Here is a 22,141-nt window from a genome sequence, read left to right on the forward strand (position 1 = left end):
CGGCCGCCGGGGGGCGCCTGTGTCGGTGCGGGTGATCGTCAGGACGTTCAGCGAGCTGTGCATCACCGCCGGCACCGTCATCGTCCTCTTCGTCGTCTACGTGCTGTTCTGGACCGGCGTGCAGGCCGACCGCGTCATGGGTGACCAGATAGACGACCTCCACGACCAGTGGGCACAGGGGACCGTGAGTCCCACGCCCGGTGCGAGCGCCACGGCGCGTCCGGCGCCGTACCGCAGCGGCAAGCCCTTCGCGGTGATGTACATCCCACGCCTTGGTTTCACGTGGAACAAGCCGGTGCTCGAGGGCACGGCGACCGGCACCCTGAAGAAGGGGCTGGGGCACTACGCGGGCAGCGCGCGGCTCGGGCAGACCGGGAACTTCTCCGTCGCGGGTCACCGCCGTACCTATGGCGACCCTTTCAAGGACTTTCCCGAGCTCAGGCGGGGTGACGCGGTGGTTCTGACGGACGGGACGACCTGGTTCACCTATCGGGTCGACAAAGGGCCTTACAAAACCGTGCCCTCGGACGTCGAGGTGATCGACGCTGTGCCACGTAAGTCGGGGTACACGCGTCCGGGCCGGTACCTGACGTTGACCACGTGCGATCCGGAATGGGGGCACAGTCACCGGCTGATCGTCTGGGCGCACCTGGACTCCACACAGCCCGTGGAGGCAGGCGAACCGAAGGCCCTGCGCCGTTAGTCTGGTGGCGTACGGCGTGAGTCAGGTGCCGTGATGCGACGGAAGGGACGGCATGTACGGCTGGATCTGGCGGCATCTGCCGGGAAACGCGTGGGCCAAGGCGCTGATCTCGATCATGCTGGTCGTGGCCGTGGTGTACGCGCTGTTCCAGTACGTCTTCCCGTGGGCCGAACCGCTGCTTCCCTTCAACGATGTGACGGTGGACAACCAGTGAGTGCGCGCATTCTCGTCGTCGACAACTACGACAGTTTCGTCTTCAACCTGGTCCAGTACCTCTACCAGCTGGGCGCCGAGTGCGAGGTCCTGCGCAACGACGAGGTCTCCACGGCCCACGCCCAGGACGGTTTCGACGGTGTGCTGCTGTCCCCCGGGCCGGGCACGCCCGAGGAGGCCGGCGTCTGCATCGAGATGGTCCGGCACTGCGCGGCCACCGGCGTCCCCGTCTTCGGCGTCTGCCTGGGCATGCAGTCGATGCAGGTCGCGTACGGCGGTGTCGTGGACCGGGCGCCGGAGCTGCTGCACGGCAAGACCTCGCTGGTGGAGCACGGGGGCAGGGGCGTGTTCGCCGGTCTGCCGACCCCCTTCACGGCGACCCGCTACCACTCGCTGGCCGCCGAGCCGGCGACGGTCCCGGCCGAGCTCGAGGTCACGGCCCGTACGCACGACGGGATCATCATGGGCCTGCGCCACCGTGAACTGCCCGTCGAGGGAGTCCAGTTCCACCCCGAGTCGGTGCTGACCGAGCACGGGCACCGGATGCTGGCCAACTGGCTGGTGGAGTGCGGCGACCAGGGCGCGGTGGCGAGGTCGGCGGGGCTCGCCCCGGTGGTGGGCAGGGCCACGGCGTGACCGCGCTGCGCCCCGAGCGTGAGGACTCGTACGGCAGCGCGCCGTACGAGTCGTTCGGCGGTGACGCCTACGGAGCCGGTCCCTACGCCGGGGAGCCGTACCAGCCGCCGATCGACGAGGAGACGGTGGCGCTGCGGATACCGCCTGCGTCCATGTTCGGCGGCGGCCCCATAACCGCTTCTGGCGCCTCAGCGGCCTCTCCTGCCCCTGGAACCCCGGCGGGCGGTCGTGCGGCCCGCAGAAAGGCCGCCAAGGGCCGTCATGGCCGCCACGGGGGCCATGACGAGGCCTCCGAGTCCTACAACGGGGCCGACGCGCCGCCGCAGGACGAGCGGCCGCTGTCCCGCGTCGAGGCGCGCCGCCGGCAGCGGGCCCGCAAGCCGAGCGCCGCCGTCGTCGCCAGCCGGGCGGTCGGCGAGGTGTTCATCACCACGGGCGTGCTGATGCTGCTCTTCGTCACCTACCAGCTGTGGTGGACGAACGTGCGGGCGCACGCGCAGGCGGACAAGGAGGCGAGCAGCCTCCAGAACGACTGGGCGAGCGGCAAGGGCGCCCCCGGTGTCTTCTCGCCGGGGCAGGGCTTCGCCATCCTGCACATCCCCAAGCTGGACGTGGTCGTGCCGATCGCCGAGGGCATCAGCAACAAGAAGGTGCTCGACAAGGGCATGGTCGGGCACTACGGCGAGGACCCGCTGGCGACGGCGATGCCCGACGCGAAGACCGGCAACTTCGGGCTCGCGGGCCACCGCAACACGCACGGCGAGCCGTTCCGGTACATCAACAGGCTTCAGGCGGGCGACGACATCGTCGTCGAGACGCAGGACGAGTACTTCGTCTACAAGATGACGTCCTCGCTGCCGGTGACCGCGCCCAGCAACACGAGCGTCCTCGACCCGGTGCCGCCGGAGTCCGGATTCACCGGGCCGGGCCGGTACATCACCCTCACCACCTGCACCCCGGAGTTCACCAGCAAGTACCGCCTGATCGTCTGGGGCAAGATGGTCGAGGAACGGCCGCGCAGCAAGGGAAAGCCGGATGCGCTCGTCGAGTAGGCGTGCAGTCGAGTAGGGGCAGATGAACGTGGCAGCGACCACCGGCGACACCGAGCACGAAGAGCACGCGCGCGTGGACGCGTCCGATCCCGCGCCACGGCGCCGCGGGGGCAACCGGATCGCGTTGGCCGTCAGCGTCTTCGGCGAACTCCTCATCACGGCGGGCCTGGTGCTCGGCCTGTTCGTCGTCTACTCCCTGTGGTGGACGAACATCGTGGCCGACCGGCACGCGGACCGGCAGGGCGACAAGGTGCGCGACAACTGGGCCCAGCAGGACAGCGGTCCCGGGGCGCTCGACACCAAGGACGGCATCGGCTTCCTGCATGTGCCCGCGATGCGGAACGGCGAGGTGCTGGTCGAGAAGGGCACCTCCTCGAAGATCCTCAACGACGGCGTCGCCGGCTACTACACCGATCCCTTCAAGGCCGCTCTCCCGACGAGCGGCAAGGAGGGCAACTTCACGCTCGCCGCCCACCGCGACGGCCACGGCGCGAAGTTCCACAACATCGACAAGCTGGAGAAGGGCGACCCGATCGTCTTCGAGACGAAGGACGACTGGTACGTCTACAAGGTCTACGCGGTCCTCCCCGAGACCTCGAAGTACAACGTCGAGGTCCTCGGCCAGATCCCCAAGGAGTCCGGCAGGAAGAAGGCCGGCCGCTACATCACCCTGACGACCTGCACGCCGGTGTACACGAGCCGGTACCGGTACGTGGTGTGGGGGGAGTTGGAGCGTGTCGAGAAGGTGGACGCGGACCGGACACCGCCGAAGGAACTGAGCTAGACCGCGAGGTCGGAGCAAGGCTCGGACCGAGCCCGCACCGCAAGAGCGTGGGCCCCACCGGACGTATCCGGTGGGGCCCACGCTCTTGCCGCTGTGTTGCTGCCGCCTGGGTGCGGCTAACCGCTGGTCCCGCCGAAGAAGGTGGTCCCGCCGTTGTTGCCGCCGTTGTTGCCACCGTTCTTGAAGGCGACCAGGTTGACCGTCTGGCCCTTGTTGACGGTGCTGCCGGGGGCCGGGTCCGAGCTGATGACCTGGGCGTCGTCGTCCGAGTTGCCGGTGATGTTGCCGACGTTCAGCCCCGCGTCCTGGAGCGCCTGCTTGGCGTCCTTGACGCTCAGGCCCTGGAGGTTGGACGGGACCTGGGTCTGGGTGCTCTTGCCGATCTGGATCTGGACCGTGGAGTCCTTGTCGGCCTGGGAGCCGATCGACGGGACGGTCTGGATGACCTTGCCGACCTGGTTCTGGTCCTGGGTGTCGACCTCGACGCAGTTGCCCTTGAGGTTGTTCTGCTCCATCTGCGCCTTGGCCTCGTCGCAGCTCTTGTTGGAGACGTCCGGGACCGTGGCCTTCTCCTCGGCCTTGGCGATCTCGAGGGTCACCGTCGAGCCCTTCTCCAACTCCGTGGCCGGATCGGGGTTCTGGCTGAGGACCGTGCCCGGCTCCTGTGAGGACTCCGTCTGCTTGGTCTCCACCTCGAAGCCCTTGGCCTCGAGCTGCTTCGTCGCGGCCTCGACGTCCTTGTCGATCACGTTCGGCACGGCCACCTTCGGCGCACCGGTGGAGATCACCAGGTTGACGGTGGTGTCCTTGTCGACCTCGGTCGCGGCCTTGGGGTCCTGGTCGCAGATCTTGCCCTTGGGCTGGTCCTCGCAGGCCTTCTGGGTGACCGTTCCCAGCTTGAGATCGCTGTTGGTCAACTGTTTCTCGGCGTCGACCTGACTCTGGCCGACCAGGCTGGGCACGTTCACCGACTCGTTGTTCACGCCGCCGCTGAACACCCACTTGCCGATCAGCACCGCGCCGACGAGCACCAGCACCGCGGCGACGACCAGCAGGATCGTCGAGGCGTTGGACTTCTTCTGGCGGCGCCGGCCCGGGCGGTCGTCGTAGCCGTAGCCGCCGTCGTCCGGGTTCATGGGCGGCAGCATCGACGTGGCCCCGGCGTCCGCGGAGCGCATGGCCGTGGTGGCCTGGTCGTCGCCGTAGCCGCCGTAACCGACCGAGCCCATGGCCGCCGTGGCGCCGACCGGCTGGCCGTCGAGGCAGGCCTCGATGTCCAGGCGCATCTCGTCGGCGGACTGGTAGCGGTAGTTCGGGTCCTTGACCAGTGCCTTCAGGACGATGGCGTCCATCTCGGGGGTGATCTCGGGGTCGAAGACGCTCGGGGGCTGCGGCTCCTCCCGGACGTGCTGGTAGGCCACGGCCACCGGGGAGTCCCCGACGAACGGCGGGCGCACCGTCAGCAGTTCGTAGAGCAGACAGCCCGACGAGTACAGGTCGGAGCGCGCGTCGACCTGCTCGCCCTTGGCCTGCTCCGGCGAGAGGTACTGGGCCGTGCCGATGACCGCGGACGTCTGGGTCATCGTCATCCCGGAGTCGCCCATGGCGCGGGCGATACCGAAGTCCATGACCTTGACCTGGCCGTTGCGCGTCAGCATGACGTTCGCCGGCTTGATGTCACGGTGGACGATGCCGGCTCTGTGCGAGTACTCCAGTGCCTGGAGGATGCCGATGGTCATCTCCAGCGTCCGCTCGGGCAGCAGCTTGCGGCCGGAGTGGAGCAGCTCACGGAGCGTGGAGCCGTCGACGTACTCCATGACGATGTACGGGATCGAGACCCCGTCGATGTAGTCCTCGCCCGTGTCGTAGACCGCAACGATCGCGGGGTGGTTGAGCGAGGCGGCAGACTGGGCTTCCCGGCGGAACCGGGCCTGGAAGGAAGGGTCGCGCGCGAGGTCCGCGCGCAGCGTCTTCACCGCCACGGTGCGGCCGAGGCGGGTGTCATGCGCGAGATAGACCTCGGCCATGCCACCACGGCCGAGCACATGGCCCAGCTCGTACCGGCCGCCGAGGCGACGCGGCTCTTCCATAGCTACCTACCAGCCCTCTCCGTCGGTCCCGACCGGCACACGTGTGCGGCCGGAGGCTACCGTCCGGGCATACCGTACCCGGACGGCGCTGTGTGACCTGGCCAAGCCCGTCACCCGATACAGGACCGGTATCGCAACGTGCACCGATGTGCAGGCGACGTGATGGGGGTCACTTCTTGCTGTCGATGACTGCCTTCATCACGTCCCTCGCGATCGGACCGGCGAGACCGCCGCCGGTGATGTCGCCGCGGTCGGCGGCGCCGTCCTCCACGACGACCGCGACCGCGACCGGCGCGCTGCCGTCGGAAAGCTTGGCGTACGAGATGAACCAGGCGTACGGCTTCTCTTTGTTGTTGAGGCCGTGCTGGGCGGTACCGGTCTTGCCGCCGACGGTGACGCCGTCGATCTTGGCCTTGCCGCCGGTGCCCTGCGGGTCGTTGACGACCGACTCCATCATTTCCTGGAGCGCCTGCGCCGTCTTGGACGAGACGGCCTGGGACAGCTGCTGGGGCTCGGTCGTCTCCAGGGTGTCCAGGTTGGGGGCCTTGAGCTGGTCGACCATGTACGGCTTCATCAGCTTGCCGTCGTTGGCGACCGCCGAGGCGACCATGGCCATCTGGAGCGGGGTGGCGCGGTTGGAGCCCTGGCCGATGCCGTCCAGGGAGTTCTGCGGCCGGTTGTCCTCGGGGTAGATCGACTCGGCGGCGCGCACCGGGGTGTCCAGCTCGGCCTCGTTGAAGCCGAACTTGCCCGCCTGCTCGATCATCTTCTCGTTGCCGACGTTGTCGGCCATCTTCGCGAAGACGGTGTTGCAGGACACCGTGAGCGCGTAGCGCAGCGTGGCGTTCTCGCAGGCGCCGTGCTCGTTGGTGAGCTTGCTCGAGGACTGCGGCAGCGGGAACGGGTCCGGGGTGTCGGTCTTGTCGTCGACGCCGGACACCTCGCCGTTCTCCAGCGCGGCGGCGGCCGTGACCACCTTGAACGTGGAGCCGGGCGGGTAGGTCTCGCGCAGCGCGCGGTTGAGCATCGGGTCGTCGGCGTCGTTCTTCTTCTGGACCGCGTTCCACGCCTCCTGGTCCGTGTCGGAGGACCCGGCGAACTTCGACGGGTCGTACGACGGCGTGGAGACCAGCGCCAGGATCTTGCCGGTGGACGGCTCGATCGCGGCGACCGCGCCCTTCTTGTCGCCCAGGCCCTGGTACGCGGCCTTCTGCGCGGCGGCGTTGAGGGTGGTGACGACGCTGCCGCCTTCCTTCTCCTTGCCCGTGATCATGTCCAGGGTGTTGCGGAAGAAGAGCCGGTCGTCGTTGCCGCTGAGGATGCCGTCCTCGAGCTTCTCCAGCTGGTTGGCGCCGAAGGCCTGCGAGGAGTAGCCGGTGACCGGCGCCCACATCGCGCCGTTGGACCAGGTGCGCTTGTACTTGTAGTCGCCGGTGGTCTCGACCGAGCCGGTGATGGCCTTGCCGTCGACGATGATGTCGCCGCGCGGGGTCGAGTAGCGGGTGATGTTGACGCGACGGTTCTTGGTGTCGCTGGCGAGGCTGTCCGCCTTGACGTACTGGAGGTAGTTGTCGCGCAGCAGCAGGGTGAGGACCAGGAGGCCGCAGAAGATCGCGATCCGGCGCAGGGGCTTGTTCATGACGGGCGGACCACCTGGGTCATCTCGGCGTCGGGGTTCGAGGCGGGGGCGGGCGCGGGGCGGCGCGCGGTGTCGCTGATGCGGATCAGGATGCCGATCAGCGCCCAGTTGGCGATGACGGAGGAACCGCCGTAGGCCAGGAAGGGCATCGTCATACCGGTGAGCGGGATGAGGCCCATCACACCGCCGGCGACGACGAACACCTGGAGGGCGAAGGCGCCGGAGAGGCCGATGGCCAGCAGCTTGCCGAAGGGGTCGCGGGCGGCGAGGGCGGTGCGCACACCGCGCTCGACGATCAGGCCGTACAGCAGCAGCAGCGCCATGATGCCGGCCAGGCCGAGCTCCTCGCCGAAGGTGGCGAGGATGAAGTCGGAGTTGGCGGCGAACTTGATCAGCTCGGAGTGGCCCTGGCCCCAGCCGGTGCCGAGGGTGCCGCCGGAGCCGAACGCCCACAGGGCCTGCATGGCCTGCTCGGAGTGGCCGCCGACGCCCTGCTGGGAGAGCGTGTACTCCTTCATCGGGTCGAGCCAGGCCTGGACACGCTGCTGGACGTGGCTCTCGAACTGGGCCACGCCGACCGCGCCGGCCGCGGACATCAGCATGCCGAAGACGATCCAGCTGGTCCGCTCGGTGGCGACGTACAGCATGATGACGAACATTCCGAAGAACAGCAGCGAGGTGCCGAGGTCCGTCTCGAAGACCAGGATCAGGATCGAGATGATCCAGACGACGATGATCGGGCCGAGGTCGCGGCCGCGCGGCAGGTAGAGGCCGAGGACGCGGCGGCTGGCCAGGGCGAGCGCGTCGCGCTTCACCATCAGATAGCCGGCGAAGAAGATCGCCAGCACGATCTTGGCGAACTCACCGGGCTGGATGGAGAAACCGGCCACCGAGATCCAGATCTTGGCGCCGTAGATGTTCTGCCCGAGGCCCGGCACGAGCGGCAGCAGCAGCAGGAAGATCGCGCCGACCATGGAGATGTAGGTGTAGCGCTGCAGGACGCGGTGGTCCTTGAGGAAGACCAGCACCACGACGAACAGCGCGATGCCCATCGCCGTGTACAGCAGCTGCCGCGGCGCGGCGGTACCGGCCTGCTCGATGCGCTGCAGCAGCTTGGACTGGTCCAGCCGCCAGATGGCGACGAGTCCGAGCCCGTTCAGCAGGGTGGCCACCGGCAGCAGCAGCGGGTCCGCGTACGGCGCGAACTTGCGCACGACGAGGTGCGCGACGCCGGCCAGCAGGCCGAGGCCGAGGCCGTAGCTCAGGAGGCCGGACGGCACCTGTTCGTTGATCGCGAGGCCCACGTTGGCGTAGGCGAAGACCGGGATCACGACGGCGAACACCAGGAGCGCGAGCTCGGTGTTGCGCCGGCTCGGGGTGCCGATCGAGCCGATCGTGGACGTGTGGTGCGTCGGCGAGTTGGTAGTACTGCTCATCGTGTGACGGGGCCTCTCACGGCTTGCCTACTGCTCACCGCACCGCGAGACGACCTTCTGCTCTTCCTCCGAAAGGCTGGGGCCGGGGGTGGGAGTAGTGGTCGCGGGTGCGGACGGGGACGCGGTTGCCGAGGGGCTCGGCGATGCCTTGGACGTGACGGAGACGGGCGTGGTTCCCGTGGTGCCGCCGGCCTGGCCCTCACCGGTCTTCGAACCGGTCTTGCTCGCCGTGGGGGTCTCGGAGTGCTTCTTGCACGCGGAGGCCTGGACGGCCAGCTCGTCGATCTTCTTCTGGGCGGTGGACAGGTTGCCCTCGGCGATCGTCGCCTCGACCAGCTTCTGCTGGTAGTCCGGGAGGTACTTGAGTTCGATCTCGGGGTGGTCCTTCTCCACCTTCGACAGCGACACCCAGGCCAGGTCCTGGCTGATGCCGCGGTACAGCGCGACGTGCTCGCCCCTGGTGCCGACGTAGTACTGCGTCTGCGTCCAGCGGTAGCCGCCGTACAGGCCGCCGCCGATCACGGCGAGCGCGAGCACGGTGTAGAAGGATCTCTTCAGCCACCGGCGGCCCTTGCGGGGCTTGACGAAGTCCTCGTCGGTGTAGTCGCCGAAGCCGTCGGTGGGGATGAAGCCGGTGATGTCGCCGGAGCCGGGCGGGCCGAACTCGCCGCCTCCGCCGCGCCCTTGCTGCCGGCGGCCGAGACCCGAGGCGCGTCCCGCCGGGGTCTGCATGATGCCGTTGTCGTGCAGCTGGAGCTGGTTCTCGGCGACCGCGCCGACCACGACCGGGGTGTCGGACAGCTGCCCGGCGAGGGTGTCGCCGGTGTCCAGGTCGAGGACGTCGGCGACGATGACCGTGATGTTGTCGGGGCCGCCGCCGCGCAGCGCGAGCTGGATCAGCTCCTGCACGGTCTCCTGGGGGCCCTGGTAGCTGGCGAGGGTGTCCTCGAGCGTCTGGTGGGAGACGACGCCGGACAGGCCGTCGGAGCAGATCAGATAGCGGTCGCCGGCCCGGACCTCGCGGATCGAGAGATCCGGCTCGACATGCTCACCACTGCCCAACGCCCGCATCAGCAGCGAACGCTGGGGGTGGGTGGTGGCCTCTTCCTCGGTGATGCGGCCCTCGTCGACGAGTCGCTGCACCCAGGTGTGGTCCTGTGTGATCTGGGTCAGTACGCCGTCGCGCAGCAGGTACGCGCGCGAGTCCCCGACGTGCACGAGCCCGAGGCGCTGGCCGGTCCACAGCAGGGCGGTCAGGGTGGTCCCCATGCCCTCGAGCTGGGGGTCCTCCTCGACCAGCGAGCGCAGCTGGTCGTTGGCGCGCTGGACGGCGGTACCGAGCGAGGTGAGGACGTCGGAGCCGGGGACGTCGTCGTCGAGGGCGACGATGGTGGAGATGGCCTCGGAGGAGGCGACCTCACCGGCGGCGGCGCCGCCCATGCCGTCGGCGATGGCGAGCAGGCGGGGACCGGCGTAACCGGAGTCCTCGTTGCCCTCCCGGATCATGCCTTTGTGCGATCCGGCGGCGAAGCGCAGGGACAGACTCATGCGCACCTCGCCCGTCGGCTCCGGGTACAGCCGGTCGTGTCGAGCCACACTGCCCACCCTCCGGTCGGGAGCACACCGGGGCCATGGGTGCCGGCCGCCGCCGCGTGCTCGCTCCGCTCGCACTCACTCATGATGTAGCACTACTTCCGAAGCTCGATGACGGTCTTGCCGATACGGATCGGCGCGCCCAGCGGGATCGGTGTGGGAGTCGTCAGCCGCGATCGGTCGAGGTACGTGCCGTTGGTGGAGCCCAGGTCCTCGACGATCCACTGGCCGTCGCGGTCCGGGTAGATCCTGGCATGACGGCTGGAGGCGTAGTCGTCGTCCAGCACGATCGTGCTGTCGTGCGCCCGGCCCAGGGAGATGGTCTGGCCCTGGAGCGCGACGGTCGTGCCGGTGAGGGTGCCCTCGGACACCACCAGCTTCGTAGGTGCGTTGCGACGCGTGCGGCCGGCGGCGGGCTGCTGGCGCTGCTGAGGGGGCGCCTGCTGGCGCTGTGCCTGCTGCGCCCGCCCTGCCTCCCGGCGCGAACCGCGCTGGGTGACACGCGTACCGAACAGGTCGCTGCGGATGACCTGCACGGCCACGATGACGAACAGCCACAGTACGGCCAGAAAACCCAGCCGCATGACCGTGAGGGTCAGCTCTGACATTGCCCCCGCTTCACCCTTCGGCTTGCCGATAAATGATGGTGGTGCTGCCCACGACGATCCGCGAGCCGTCGCGGAGCGTAGCGCGGGTGGTGTGTTGCCCGTCCACCACGATGCCGTTGGTGGATCCGAGATCCTGGATCGTCGAGGGCGAACCGGTCCGGATCTCACAGTGCCGGCGGGAGACGCCGGGGTCGTCGATCCGTACGTCGGCCTCGGTGCTGCGGCCCATGACGAGCGTTCCGCGGGAGATCTGGTGGCGGGTGCCGTTGATCTCGATCCAGTGCCGGGTGCGTGACCCGGGCTGCGGGGCCCCGGCCAGGCCGCCGCCGCCCGCGCCGGGGCGCTGGGCGCCCGCGGCGGGCGGGTAGCCGTAGCCGCCGGCACGGGCACCGGGCGGTGGAGCGGAGGGCATGGGCGGAGCGGCGGCGCCGGCCCCGGGATAGCCGGGCCCGTCAGATCCGCCGGCGCGCTGGCGGCCGCCAGCGGGCGGCTGCTCCGGCGCCTGGCTGCTGGAGGAGGCGAGCGTACGGCTGCGCACCCGGTACAGACCGGTGTCGAGGTCGTCCGCCTTCTCCAGGTTGACCTTGATCGGGCCCATGAAGGTGTAGCGCTGCTGCTTGGCGTAGTCGCGGACCATCCCGGCGAGCTCGTCGCCGAGCTGGCCGGAGTAGGGGCTGAGCCGCTCGTAGTCCGGCGTGCTCAGTTCCACGATGAAGTCATTGGGGACGACGGTCCGGTCCCGGTTCCAGATGGTCGCGTTGTTGTCGCACTCGCGCTGGAGCGCGCCGGCGATCTCCACGGGCTGGACCTCGGACTTGAACACCTTCGCGAAGGTGCCGTTGACCAGACCCTCGAGACGCTGCTCGAACTTCTTCAGGACTCCCATGGGGCACCTCCTCCGTAGTGGCTGCTGTCCCGTGCCGTGCTCGTACTGCCTACCTGGTACTGCTTACTGATCGTATCCACGCGCCGGTGAATCGGCTGGTTCCCCCTGTCGGCCCCGTCGACGGGTGTCGACGCCCTCTTGCGCACCTGCTTCTGCCCAGGATCGTAGAGGCGGCCGAGGACCAGTGTCCCGCACCTGACTGTGGTCCTCGTCCGGCTCCTGGGGAGACGGCCGCCTTAGGTACGAGGTTGATACGTGAACCAGTCACCGCCGAGACCTACGGGGGCCGCCGATGGCCTCCCACCTGCTCCCTGCCCCCGCAGAAGGGATGTGAACGCACCCTGGCCCGCGTGCTAATGTTCTGCGTGTCGGAAGGCGCCAGGCCAAAAGGCCCACAAGCTCGAAGACACACCCAATGCGCGGGTGGCGGAATAGGCAGACGCGCTGGATTCAGGTTCCAGTGCCCGCAAGGGCGTGGGGGTTCAACTCCCCCCTCGCGCACCAGTCGAAAGCCCCGCAGGTCTCTGACCTGCGGGGCTTTCGCATGTCCCGAGACGGATCCCTGGACGTGTCCGCAGGGCGTGCTGTCCGGCGCGGGTGAGTCCAGGCCACGGTTGCTCACCGTGTGTGAGGAACATCTCAGGGCGCCGGCCGGTGACGACCCGGTGGGGGCCGCCGGTCGCCGGCGGGGGCCGCGGGAGGGTGTAGCGGGCTACACCGCGTTCACCCCGGGTGCGGCCTAGCGTTGGGTGTATGGCGCAAACGATCCCGATGGCGACGACGATCCGGCAGGCGGGACGAGCCACGGGCCGGCTGCTCATCGCCGCGCTGATGACCTTCGGCACCTATCTCTTCGTCACCGTGCTGCTCATCGCCGCCATCGGCACGCTCGTGATCGTCGGCGCGTGGATGCTGCCCGAGGCGGTGCTGCTGATCCGCCGGATCGCCGGGGCCAAGCGCCGCCAGGTCGCCGACTGGACGGGCCGTGAGATCCCCGAGGCGTACGAGCCGCTCACCGGCACCCTGCGCGAGCGGCTGCGCACGGCCGTCCGCGACCCCGGCACCCTCGCCGACCTGCGCTGGATGGCCGCCCACTATGTCTACGGCTGGCTGGTGCTGCTCGCGCTGCCGCTGTGGCCGGTGGGACTGGTCGTGGACGGGGTGCGGTGCGGGCTGCTGCGCCGGGACGCCGTCGTCCTGCCGTCGGTCGTCCGGCTCGCCGATACCGAGGCGCGCTGGTCGGCGCACCTGCTCAGGCCGTCACCCAAGGCGCGGCTCGCCGCCCGGGTCCGTGCGCTGACCGAGACCCGCGCCGACGCGATCGCCGCGCACGGCGCCGAACTGCGTCGCATCGAACGAGACCTGCACGACGGCGCCCAGGCCCGCCTGGTCGCCCTGTCCATGCGGATCGGGCTCGCCCAGCGGGCCTTCGACCGTGATCCGGACGCCGCGCGCAAGCTCATGGCGGACGCGCAGGACCAGGCCGAACAGGCGCTCACGGAACTGCGGCACGTCGTCCGCGGCATCCATCCGCCGATCCTCACCGACCGCGGCCTCGCGGGAGCGGTACGGGCGCTGGCCGCCGGCAGCGGGCTGGAGGTGACGGTGCGGGTGGACGGACTCGTGGACAGCGGTGGCGGTGGCAGTGGTGGCGGAAGTGGTGGTGGCAGTGGTGGTGGCAGTGGTGGCGGGTCGGCCGAGCCGGGCAGGGGGGCGGTGGGGTCGAGCAGGGGTCTGGGTGGTTCTGATGGTTCGCGCGCATACCGGGCGCCCGCCGCTGTGGAGGCCGCCGCCTACTTCGCGGTGGCGGAGGCGCTCACCAACGCCGCCAAGCACAGCGGATCGCCGCGGGCGGCCGTCGAACTGGTGCGGCTGCGGAACGGGCTGCGGGCGGTGGTGCGGGACGAGGGTCTCGGTGGCGCGGACGAGAACGCCGGGTCAGGCTTGCTGGGGATCCGGCGCCGGGTCGCCGCGCTCGACGGCGTGGTGACCGTGGACAGCCCCGCCGGGGGACCGACCACGATCGCCGTGGAGCTGCCCTGTGTGTGGTGAGGCCTGTGCGCGAGGAGCGATGCGGGGAGGGGATGGGAAGTGGGATGCGGGGAGTGGGGTCTGGGTGTTTTGGTCGGAAGGGCATGTTTCACGTGAAACATGCCCGCCGTCGTGGAGTCGCCCTCGTGGAGCCGTGGCCCACGGCCAGGGGGTGCGCCGGGGTGGCTGCCCCGCCTCGGTGGACGAGGGGATTTCCACAGGCGGGAGGTTGTCCACAGGGGCTGCCGCCGTCCCGGCGTCGGGCTGTACGGTCGGCACGAGTTGATGATCGGCTCGTCGAGCCGACGGACGTATGTGTGCGGGGGAGGCGGTCATGGTGACCGAGGCCGGTGGTGCGGGGACAGAGATGGGCGGGGCGCGCAGGCTCCCCCGCGTGCGGGGCTTCGCCGAGTGGCCCACCGAGCGGCCCGCCGCGGGACCGGAATCGGGGGCGGCCGCGGGCTCGCCCGAGCCGCGGTCGCCCAAGGAGGCGGGCAAGGCTCTGCGCGGCCGGGTGCCGCGTGCGGCACACGCGGCCTTCGACCTGGACCCCTCCCGCCCGGACGCGGTGGCGGCGGTCGAGGAGTCCAGCCGGGGCCGCATCCCGGAGCTGGCCCCGATCCGGGTCGGCCGGATGGCGGCGACGCCGTTCGCGTTCCTGCGCGGCTCGGCCGGACTCATGGCGTACGACCTGGCCCGCACCGCCATGACCGGGATCCGCGCCCAGATCTGCGGCGACGCCCATGCCGCGAACTTCGGTCTGTACGGCGACGCGCGGGGCGGTCTGGTCATCGACCTGAACGACTTCGACGAGACCGTCGACGGCCCCTGGGAGTGGGACCTCAAGCGTCTCGCCGCCTCTCTGGTGCTCGCGGGCCGCGAGGCCGGCGCGGACGAGGACACCTGCCGCAGAGCGGCCCACGGCGCGGCCGGCTCCTACCGCCGCACCATGCGGCTCCTGGCGAAGCTCCCGGTGCTGGACGCGTGGAACGCCATCGCCGACGAGGAACTGGTCTCCCACACCGACGCGCACGACCTGCTGGGCACCCTGGAGAGGGTCTCGGAGAAGGCGCGGGCCAACACCAGCGGTCGGTTCGCGGCGAAGTCGACCGAGCCGACGGAGGACGGCGGCCGCCGGTTCGTCGACGCGGCGCCGGTGCTGCGCCGTGTCCCGGACGCGGAGGCCCACGCGGTGGCCGCCTCCCTGGAGCACTACCTGATCACCCTGTCCGAGGACCGCCATCCGCTGCTGGCCCGCCATGCGGTCCACGACGTCGCCTTCCGCATCGTCGGCACGGGCAGCGTGGGGACCAGGTCGTATGTGGTGCTGCTGCTCGACCACCGGGGCGAGCCGCTGATCCTCCAGGTGAAGGAGGCCCGCGCCTCGGCCCTGGTGCCGCATCTGCTGGCCGCCGGCTTCGAGGTGCCGGAGGTGGAGCACGAGGGACGCCGGGTGGTGATCGGCCAGAAGCGCATGCAGGTCGTCAGCGACATACTGCTGGGCTGGACGACGGTCGACGGACTCCCCTTCCAGGTACGGCAGTTCCGCAACCGCAAGGGCAGCGTCGACCCGGCCGCGCTCGCCGCCGACCAGGTCGACGACTACGGCCGGATGACCGGCGCGCTCCTCGCCCGCGCCCACTCCCACAGCGCCGACCCCCGCCTCATCGCCGGCTACTGCGGCAAGAACGAGGACCTCGACGAGGCCGTCGCCACCTTCGCCGTCGCCTATGCCGACCGTACCGAGGCGGACCACTCGGACCTGGTGGCGGCGGTACGGGCGGGCCGGATCGCGGCGGAGACGGGCGTGTGAGGAGCGGGCGGACGGAGTCGGAGCAGGGGGAGCCCGGGCAGGGGGACCCCTGCGGGACGGCCGGCCGGGTGGGTTCGGGGGAGCGTTGGCCTAGGCTGGTCGGGTGACGACCCCCGAAGCTGAGCAGCCCCGGCCCGAGGCACGGCTGGAGCAGGCCGTGCGGGCCGCCGAGCAGGCGTTGATCGAGTTCGAGATCGCGGTGGAGACCTTCCGCGTCGAGGTCGAGAACTTCTCGCGGCTCCACCATCAGAAACTCGGCCCGATGTACGCCCGCCTCGACGAACTGGACGCCCAGATCGCCGAGGCCAGGGCCGCCCGCACCGGTGATCCCGAGGACAAGCGCAAGGCCGCCGAGGCGCGGGCCCGGGTGATGCCGATGCCCGGGGTCGAGGAGCTCTTCCACGGCTGGATGGACGGCGAGGGGCTGTTCCCCGAGGCCGAGGCGATGCTCACGGACCAGCCGGTCCGGCCTCCGCAGCGGGTGCGGCCCAGCGAGGAGGCCCGCAAGCTGTACCGCGAGCTGGCCCGCAAGGCGCACCCGGACCTGGCACAGGAGGACGACGAGCGGGCCCGGCGCGAGGAGTTCATCACCCGCGTCAACGCGGCCTACGCCCGTGGCGAGGAAGCCCTGCTGCGTGAGCTGGCCGAGGAGTGGGCGGCCGGTCCGGCGCCCGCGGAGCGCAGCCCGAGCCCCAGCGAGGAGCTCTACGCCCGTCTCGAGTGGCTCGCTCAGCGCAAGGAGATGCTCGCGCTGGTCGCCCGGGAACTGGAGGACGGCGCGATCGGCTCGATGCTCCGCATGGCGCCGGAGGACCCCGACCGGCTCCTGGAGGAGATCGCCGACAAGCTCCTCGCGGACGTCGCCGCCCGCGAGGCGGAGCTGGCCGAGCTGGTGGGCTAGCGGAACCGGTCGTGTCGTATGCCCGGTCGGGTAGCGTCGGGCGCATGAGTTTCGGAGCTGGTGTGCCCACGGTCCAGGTCGGCGACCTCAAGGACGACGACTTCCTGCTGGACGTCCGCGAGGACGACGAGTGGCAGGCAGGTCATGCCGAAGGGGCACTGCACATCCCCATCAGCGATTTCGTCGGCCGCTACGGCGAGCTGACCGAGGCGGCTCCGCAGGACGGTCGGGTCCATGTGATCTGCCGCTCCGGCGGTCGTTCGGCCCAGGTCACGATGTACCTCGTCCAGCAGGGCATCGACGCCGTGAACGTCGACGGCGGCATGCAGTTCTGGGCCGCCACGGGCCGCCCGGTCGTCACGGACGAGGGCGACCCGGGCTCCGTCCTGTAAGTCGGGCCTGCAAGTCGGGGCAACGGCAGGTGACCGGGCCGGTGATCGGGCCGGTGGTCGTCCGGCGGCCGTTGGCTGTCGGACGACCGGTAACGCCGTCGGGTCGGTGGGCGGTGCGGTGGGCGGGGCGGCGGTCGCCCGTGCCGGTCGCGTCGGGTCGGCCGGCTCGTCCCGTTTCGCCGGGGCGGGTGTCAGCCCAGGGGGTGGGCGGCCAGCAGGTCGCCCAGGGCCTCCTCGTGTGCCGCGGCCGGACCGAGCGACAGTTCCAGATGCTTGGCCCAGGCGTGGTACCGGTGCAGCGGGTAGTCGACGTCGGCGCCGAAGCCTCCGTGCAGATGCTGGGCGGTCTGCACCACCCGCCGTACGCCTTCCGCGGCCCAGATCTTGGCCACGGCGACATCCCCGGAGGCCGGCAGCGCGCCCGGCGTCCCGGAGGCGATCCGCCACGCGGCCTGCCACAGCGTGACCTCCATCGCGCGCAGGTCGATGTAGCGGTCGGCCGCCTGTACGGCGACGGCCTGGAAACTGGCGATGGGGTGTCCGAACTGCTCCCGCTTGCCGGCGTACTCGCTCGTCATCGCCAGCACGCGCTCGCCCAGACCGAGCGCCTGCGCGCAGGTCCCCGTGGTCAGCAGGGCGCGCAGCCACTCCCAGGCGCCGTCGGCGGTGATGACGTCCCGGTCGGGGATCCTCGCCGATTCGAGGCGCAGTTCGCCGAGCCGCTCACCGGTAGTGGAGATCTGCTCGGCGAGCACGACCCCCTCGTGTCCGCGTGCGACGACGGCGAGGACGCTCCGGCCCTCCCCGGTGTGCGCCGGTACGACCACGAAGTCGACGTCGTAGGCCCACGGCACCACCGTCTGCACCCCGTCCAGCACCCACCCGCCGCCGCCCGAACCCGCTGGGCCGCTTCGGTCGGCCGTGCCGTCCTGCCGCGCGGTCACGGCGAGTTCGGCCGGATCGTGGCCGGAGCGGCCGTTCGCGGCGACGGTGAGGACGATCTCGCCCCGGCCGGCCCGAGCCAGCAGGGACGACTTCAACTCCGGCCCGCCGTAGGCCTGTAGGGCGGCCACGGCCGCGCTGCTCTCCAGCAGCGGTACCCGTGCCAGTACCTTCGATGCCTCGCGCAGCACCAGACACAGCGCGATCGCGTCGAGGCCCGCCCCGCCGAACTCCTCCTCCAGCAGCAGGCTCAGCAGGTCCGCCGAGGCGAGCCTGGCCCACAGCGCGCGGTCGAAGTCGTCGGCCACGGCGCCCCTGGTGAGCGCGGGGCTCGGCACGTCGTCCGGGGCGACCCCGGCGAACACCCCCCGCGCCGCTTCCGCCGCTGCCTGCTGCTCCTCGGTGAAGGTGAAGTCCACGGCCTGTCCTCCCGACGGGTCAGCTGATCTGACGGAGCGTCAAGATAGAACAGGTTCTAGAAGAAGGGAACGGTCGGCGACGGGGGAACGGTCGATCGGAGGGGAACGGGCGATCGGAGAGGAACGGGCGATCGGAGAGGAACGGTCGGTGTGGCGGATCCGGTCGGTGTTGTGGGTTCGGCCGGTGTGGCGGATCCGGGCGGTCAGGCGGAGACGGTCGGTCGCCGCCTCACCGCGCGCGGCTCAGCGGTCGAAGTCGACCTCCACCGCCTCCGTCAGCGGATGCGACTGGCAGGCCAGTACATACCCGGAGTCCGTCTCCTCCGGTTCCAGCGCGAAGTTGCGGTCCATGCGCACCTCGCCCGAGACCAGGAAGGCCCGGCAGGTTCCGCAGACCCCGCCCTTGCAGGCGTAGGGGGCGTCCGGCCGGTTGCGCAGCACCGTCTCCAGGACCGACTCGCCGTCCCGCACGGGCCAGCTGCCGCCCCGGCCGTCGAGCCGGGCGGTCACGGTGCTGTGGGCGGGGGCCGCCACGCGCGCCGGGGGCGCCGTGACCTCCACGTGGAAGATCTCCTCATGGATCCGGGACCGCGCGACCCCGATCTCCCGCAGCGCCTGCTCCGCGCCCTGGACCAGTCCGAACGGCCCGCACAGGAACCATCCCGCCACATCCGCCACCGGCAGCAGCGACGGCAGCAGCCCGGTCAGCCGCTCCCGGTCCAGTCGCCCGGAGGGCAGCCCGGCCTGCTGTTCCTCCCGGGAGAGCACGGTGACCAGCTGGAACCGCTCGGGGTACCTGTCCTTGAGGTCGGCGACCTCCTCCAGGAACATCGTCGAGGCGGCCGTGCGGTCGCTGCGGATGAGGCAGAACCGGGCCGCGGGCTCGCGGGCCAGCAGCGTCGAGACGATCGACAGCACGGGAGTGATCCCGCTGCCGCCGACGATCGCCGCGTACCGGCCGGGCGCGGGGGCGAGGGTGAACCGGCCGGCCGGCGTCATCACGTCCAGCGCGTCGCCGACGGCGATCTCCTTCAGCGCGTACGTCGAGAAGGCTCCGCCCTCGACCAGTCGCACGCCCACCCGCAGTGTGCGCGGCCCCGAGCCGTCGGGACCGGGCGCGGGCGAGCAGATCGAGTAGGTCCGCCTGACCTCGGTCCCGTCGATCACGCGGCGCAGGGCGAGATGCTGGCCGGGCGCGTGCCGGTACTCCTCGCGCAGCGCGTCGGGGACCGTGAGGGTCAGGGTGACCGAGTCGTCGGTGAGGTGGTCCACCGCGGCCACCTGGAGCGGGTGGAAGCGGGCCATCACAACTCCTTGAAGTGGTCGAAGGGTTCACGGCAGGCGAGGCAGCGTCGCAGTGCCTTGCAGGCGGTGGAGGAGAAGCGGCTGAGCAGCTCGGTGTCGGCGGAGCCGCAGTGCGGGCAGCGGATCGGCTCCAGGGCCACACCCGTGTCCGCGGCCGTGGACATGGGCGTGGCCGGCTCCATGGCCGCGTACGCCCCTGTTCCGGGCGCCGTCCGGGTCATCGTCCCGGGTGCCGGCTCGGGCGCCGTCCCGGTCGCCGTGGGCTTCGGGGGGAGGGTCCGGGTGGGGCCCAGGGTGACGCCGACGGGTTCGGCTGCCTTCCGCACGCGTGGCGGTGCGATGCCGAACTCCCGGAGTTTGCGGCGCCCTTCGGCGGAGATGTCGTCGGTGGACCAGGCGGGGGACAGCACCGTGCGCACGGTGACCTCCCGCACCCCGTGGGCGTGCAGCGCCCGTTCGATGTCCAGGGACATCGCCTCCACCGCCGGGCAGCCGGTGTAGGTGGGGGTCAGCTCGACCTCGACGGCGTCCGCGTCGCGTACGTGCACCGCGCGCAGCACGCCGAGTTCGCGAAGGGTGACCACGGGCAGTTCGGGGTCGAGAACCGAACCGGCGACCTCGAGGAGTTCCGCCTCCAGCGGGGTGAGCGTCACCATGACGCGCCCGGGTGACTGCGGTGCAGGTGCTGCATCTCGGCGAGCATCCGGCCGAAGGACTCGGTGTGCAGGCCCTCGCGGCCCGCGCCGGCGCGCCAGGCTCCGGTGCGCGATCCCTCGGGCACGGCCAGGCCGGCCCGCCCCAGCACGCCGCGCACCGACTCCAGCCAGGCCGAGTCCAGCTCCGACAGGTCGAGGTCGAGGCCGTCCAGGGGGCGGAACATCTCCCCGGTGAACCGCCACAGTGCCGTGCAGGCCCGCTGCATCCGCTCGTGGCTCTCCTCGGTGCCGTCGCCGAGCCGCAGCGTCCACTGTTCGGCGTGGTCGCGGTGGTAGGCGACCTCCTTGACCGCTTTCGCCGCCAGTCCCGCGAACGGGCCCTCCACGGCCGCCAGCCGCGCGTACAGCAGGTGCTGGTAGGTGGAGAAGTACAGCTGGCGGACGATGGTGTGGGCGAAGTCGCCGTTGGGCTGCTCGACCAACTGGAGGTTGCGGAAGGCGCGTTCCTCGCGCAGGTACGCCAACTCGTCCTCGTCGCCGGCCATCGACAGCAGGATCCGGGCCTGGCCCAGCAGGTCGAGGGCGATGTTGGCGAGGGCGACCTCCTCCTCGAGCACGGGCGCGTGGCCCATCCACTCCCCCAGGCGGTGCGAGAGCACCAGGGCGTCGTCGCCGAGGGCGAGGGCGGTGGCGTGGGTGTGCGTCGTCGTGGTCACAGGTGCTTCACCCCCTCCGGGATCTCGTAGAACGTCGGGTGCCGGTACGGCTTGTCGGCGGCCGGTTCGAAGAACGGGTCCTTCTCGTCCGGCGAGGAGGCCGTGACCGCGGTGGACGGCACGACCCAGATCGAGACGCCCTCGCCACGCCGGGTGTACAGATCGCGCGCGTTGCGCAGGGCGAACTCGGCGTCCGGCGCGTGCAGGCTGCCGGCGTGGGTGTGGGAGAGGCCGCGCCGGGAGCGCACGAAGACCTCCCACAGGGGCCAGTCGGTGTTCGTCATGCCTGCTCCACTTCCGTCCCAGAGCTGTGTTTGGCCGCGTGGACGGCGGCCGCCTCTCGTACCCACGCGCCCTCGTCGTGGGCGCGCCTGCGTTGTGTTATCCGCTGCTCGTTGCAGGGGCCGTTGCCCTTGAGGACCTCCTTGAACTCGGTCCAGTCGATGGCTCCGAAGTCGTGGTGCCCCCGCTCCTCGTTCCATTTGAGGTCCGGGTCGGGAAGCGTGAGACCGAGCGAGGCCGCTTGCGGGACACAGATGTCGACGAAGCGCCGACGCAGTTCGTCGTTCGAGTGGCGCTTGATCTTCCAGGCCATCGACTGCGCGGAGTGCGCGGACTCGTCGTCGGGTGGGCCGAACATCATCAGTGACGGCCACCACCAGCGGTCGACCGCGTCCTGCGCCATCGCGTGCTGCTCCGGGGTGCCTCGGCTGAGGGCCAGCAGCAGCTCGTACCCCTGGCGCTGGTGGAAGGACTCCTCCTTGCAGACGCGGACCATCGCGCGGGCGTACGGGCCGTAGGAGCAGCGGCACAGGGGCACCTGGTTGGTGATCGCGGCGCCGTCCACCAGCCAGCCGATCGCGCCGACGTCCGCCCAGGTCAGCGTGGGGTAGTTGAAGATCGACGAGTACTTCTGGCGGCCGGAGTGGAGCTTGTCGAGCAGCTCCTCGCGGCTGGCGCCGAGGGTTTCGGCCGCGCTGTACAGATAGAGCCCGTGGCCTGCCTCGTCCTGGACCTTGGCCATGAGGATGGCCTTGCGGCGCAGGGAGGGCGCGCGGGTGATCCAGTTGGCCTCCGGCTGCATGCCGATGATCTCGGAGTGGGCATGCTGGGCGATCTGGCGTACCAGCGTCGCGCGGTAGGCGTCGGGCATCCAGTCGCGTGGCTCGATGCGTTCGTCCGCGGCCACGGTGGCGTCGAAGGCGCGCGCGTACGCCTCGTCGGCGCCTGTCCCACCGTCCTGCCCGGCGTGCGGCTGTGTGCGGGCCGTCTGGTGCGCGGCTGCTGTCGCCATGCGGTCCCCCTTGACCTTGGGCCTCGGCTCGG

21 protein-coding genes and 1 tRNA gene are annotated in these 22,141 nt (G+C 70.6%); 10 read left to right on the plus strand and 12 right to left on the minus strand.

Translation table 11 applies throughout. The annotated features are described in order from the left end of the window. The first annotated feature begins 25 nt into the window (after nucleotides 1-25). Genes ABT070_RS19635 through ABT070_RS19655 form a run of 5 tightly spaced genes read left to right on the plus strand, consistent with a single transcriptional unit; the run spans nucleotide 26 to nucleotide 3,388 of the window. Nucleotides 26-703: a class E sortase gene (locus tag ABT070_RS19635; RefSeq protein WP_351762209.1), complete on the plus strand. Its 678-nt coding sequence runs from the start codon at nucleotides 26-28 to the stop codon at nucleotides 701-703. A 52-nt stretch (nucleotides 704-755) separates the two neighbouring features. Further along, nucleotides 756-917: a hypothetical protein gene (locus ABT070_RS19640; RefSeq protein WP_142265183.1), complete on the plus strand. Its 162-nt coding sequence runs from the start codon at nucleotides 756-758 to the stop codon at nucleotides 915-917. Continuing rightward, nucleotides 914-1,552: an aminodeoxychorismate/anthranilate synthase component II gene (locus tag ABT070_RS19645; RefSeq protein ID WP_351762032.1), complete on the plus strand. Its 639-nt coding sequence runs from the start codon at nucleotides 914-916 to the stop codon at nucleotides 1,550-1,552. The genes ABT070_RS19640 and ABT070_RS19645 overlap by 4 nt, the downstream gene beginning before the upstream one ends. Continuing rightward, complete coding sequence (locus ABT070_RS19650) at nucleotides 1,549-2,604, plus strand: class E sortase (protein ID WP_351762035.1); 1,056 nt, start codon at nucleotides 1,549-1,551, stop codon at nucleotides 2,602-2,604. Before ABT070_RS19645 ends, ABT070_RS19650 begins: the two co-directional genes overlap by 4 nt. A gap of 22 nt (nucleotides 2,605-2,626) precedes the next feature. Beyond that, on the plus strand, nucleotides 2,627-3,388 hold the full coding sequence (locus tag ABT070_RS19655) for a class E sortase (RefSeq protein WP_351762038.1): 762 nt from the start codon (nucleotides 2,627-2,629) through the stop codon (nucleotides 3,386-3,388). A 116-nt stretch (nucleotides 3,389-3,504) separates the two neighbouring features. Here ABT070_RS19655 and pknB read toward each other — a convergent pair whose 3' ends face one another. The 6 genes from pknB to ABT070_RS19685 all read right to left on the minus strand — a co-directional run bounded on the left by pknB (nucleotide 3,505) and on the right by ABT070_RS19685 (nucleotide 11,640). After that, entirely contained in the window at nucleotides 3,505-5,478 is a 1,974-nt protein-coding gene (pknB, locus tag ABT070_RS19660) for a Stk1 family PASTA domain-containing Ser/Thr kinase (protein ID WP_351762040.1), read from the minus strand. A gap of 169 nt (nucleotides 5,479-5,647) precedes the next feature. After that, nucleotides 5,648-7,117, minus strand: a complete 1,470-nt coding sequence (locus ABT070_RS19665) for a peptidoglycan D,D-transpeptidase FtsI family protein (protein WP_351762043.1) — start codon at nucleotides 7,115-7,117, stop codon at nucleotides 5,648-5,650. Beyond that, nucleotides 7,114-8,553, minus strand: a complete 1,440-nt coding sequence (locus ABT070_RS19670) for an FtsW/RodA/SpoVE family cell cycle protein (protein ID WP_351762046.1) — start codon at nucleotides 8,551-8,553, stop codon at nucleotides 7,114-7,116. The genes ABT070_RS19665 and ABT070_RS19670 overlap by 4 nt, the downstream gene beginning before the upstream one ends. Nucleotides 8,554-8,580: 27 nt before the next feature. Next, nucleotides 8,581-10,149 (minus strand): Stp1/IreP family PP2C-type Ser/Thr phosphatase, encoded by a 1,569-nt coding sequence (locus ABT070_RS19675; protein WP_351762048.1) that lies wholly within the window; start codon nucleotides 10,147-10,149, stop codon nucleotides 8,581-8,583. Nucleotides 10,150-10,241: 92 nt separating this feature from the next. Beyond that, nucleotides 10,242-10,754 (minus strand): FHA domain-containing protein FhaB/FipA, encoded by a 513-nt coding sequence (locus tag ABT070_RS19680; protein WP_062644884.1) that lies wholly within the window; start codon nucleotides 10,752-10,754, stop codon nucleotides 10,242-10,244. Nucleotides 10,755-10,764: 10 nt separating this feature from the next. After that, a complete protein-coding gene (locus tag ABT070_RS19685; protein WP_351762050.1) occupies nucleotides 10,765-11,640 on the minus strand; it encodes an FHA domain-containing protein in 876 nt (291 codons plus the stop codon). A 417-nt stretch (nucleotides 11,641-12,057) separates the two neighbouring features. On the opposite strand from ABT070_RS19685, the gene ABT070_RS19690 reads away from it, so the two are divergent. The 5 genes from ABT070_RS19690 (at nucleotide 12,058) to ABT070_RS19710 (ending at nucleotide 16,777) form a co-directional block, all read left to right on the plus strand. Further along, a tRNA-Leu gene (locus tag ABT070_RS19690) sits at nucleotides 12,058-12,144 on the plus strand. Nucleotides 12,145-12,411: 267 nt separating this feature from the next. After that, nucleotides 12,412-13,692, plus strand: coding sequence for a sensor histidine kinase (locus ABT070_RS19695; protein WP_351762212.1), 1,281 nt, complete (start codon nucleotides 12,412-12,414; stop codon nucleotides 13,690-13,692). Nucleotides 13,693-14,005: 313 nt separating this feature from the next. Beyond that, nucleotides 14,006-15,484: a DUF2252 domain-containing protein gene (locus ABT070_RS19700; RefSeq protein ID WP_351762052.1), complete on the plus strand. Its 1,479-nt coding sequence runs from the start codon at nucleotides 14,006-14,008 to the stop codon at nucleotides 15,482-15,484. Between the two features lie 103 nt (nucleotides 15,485-15,587). Continuing rightward, the gene (locus tag ABT070_RS19705; RefSeq protein ID WP_351762055.1) at nucleotides 15,588-16,385 is read left to right on the plus strand and encodes a J domain-containing protein; all 798 of its coding nucleotides are present in this window, start codon (nucleotides 15,588-15,590) and stop codon (nucleotides 16,383-16,385) included. 62 nt (nucleotides 16,386-16,447) lie between these two features. Beyond that, the gene (locus ABT070_RS19710) at nucleotides 16,448-16,777 is read left to right on the plus strand and encodes a rhodanese-like domain-containing protein (RefSeq protein ID WP_351762215.1); all 330 of its coding nucleotides are present in this window, start codon (nucleotides 16,448-16,450) and stop codon (nucleotides 16,775-16,777) included. 191 nt (nucleotides 16,778-16,968) lie between these two features. Here the strand turns inward: ABT070_RS19710 and ABT070_RS19715 are convergent, their stop codons facing one another. The 6 genes from ABT070_RS19715 to paaA form a co-directional block, all read right to left on the minus strand. Continuing rightward, a complete protein-coding gene (locus ABT070_RS19715; RefSeq protein ID WP_351762058.1) occupies nucleotides 16,969-18,138 on the minus strand; it encodes an acyl-CoA dehydrogenase family protein in 1,170 nt (389 codons plus the stop codon). Nucleotides 18,139-18,381: 243 nt separating this feature from the next. Next, on the minus strand, nucleotides 18,382-19,443 hold the full coding sequence (locus ABT070_RS19720) for a 2Fe-2S iron-sulfur cluster-binding protein (protein ID WP_351762061.1): 1,062 nt from the start codon (nucleotides 19,441-19,443) through the stop codon (nucleotides 18,382-18,384). Then, nucleotides 19,443-20,099, minus strand: coding sequence for a 1,2-phenylacetyl-CoA epoxidase subunit PaaD (paaD, locus tag ABT070_RS19725; protein WP_351762062.1), 657 nt, complete (start codon nucleotides 20,097-20,099; stop codon nucleotides 19,443-19,445). Before paaD ends, ABT070_RS19720 begins: the two co-directional genes overlap by 1 nt. Then, nucleotides 20,093-20,815 carry a 1,2-phenylacetyl-CoA epoxidase subunit PaaC gene (paaC, locus tag ABT070_RS19730; protein ID WP_351762064.1) on the minus strand — a complete coding sequence of 241 codons (723 nt, stop codon included), beginning with the start codon at nucleotides 20,813-20,815 and terminating at the stop codon, nucleotides 20,093-20,095. Before paaC ends, paaD begins: the two co-directional genes overlap by 7 nt. Next, on the minus strand, nucleotides 20,812-21,099 hold the full coding sequence (gene paaB / locus ABT070_RS19735; protein WP_351762067.1) for a 1,2-phenylacetyl-CoA epoxidase subunit PaaB: 288 nt from the start codon (nucleotides 21,097-21,099) through the stop codon (nucleotides 20,812-20,814). The genes paaC and paaB overlap by 4 nt, the downstream gene beginning before the upstream one ends. Further along, nucleotides 21,096-22,109 (minus strand): 1,2-phenylacetyl-CoA epoxidase subunit PaaA, encoded by a 1,014-nt coding sequence (gene paaA, locus ABT070_RS19740; protein WP_351762069.1) that lies wholly within the window; start codon nucleotides 22,107-22,109, stop codon nucleotides 21,096-21,098. The genes paaB and paaA overlap by 4 nt, the downstream gene beginning before the upstream one ends. Between the last annotated feature and the right edge of the window lie 32 nt (nucleotides 22,110-22,141).

This window comes from Streptomyces sp. NPDC002884 (assembly GCF_040295245.1).
Taxonomy (GTDB): Bacteria; Actinomycetota; Actinomycetes; order Streptomycetales; family Streptomycetaceae; genus Streptomyces.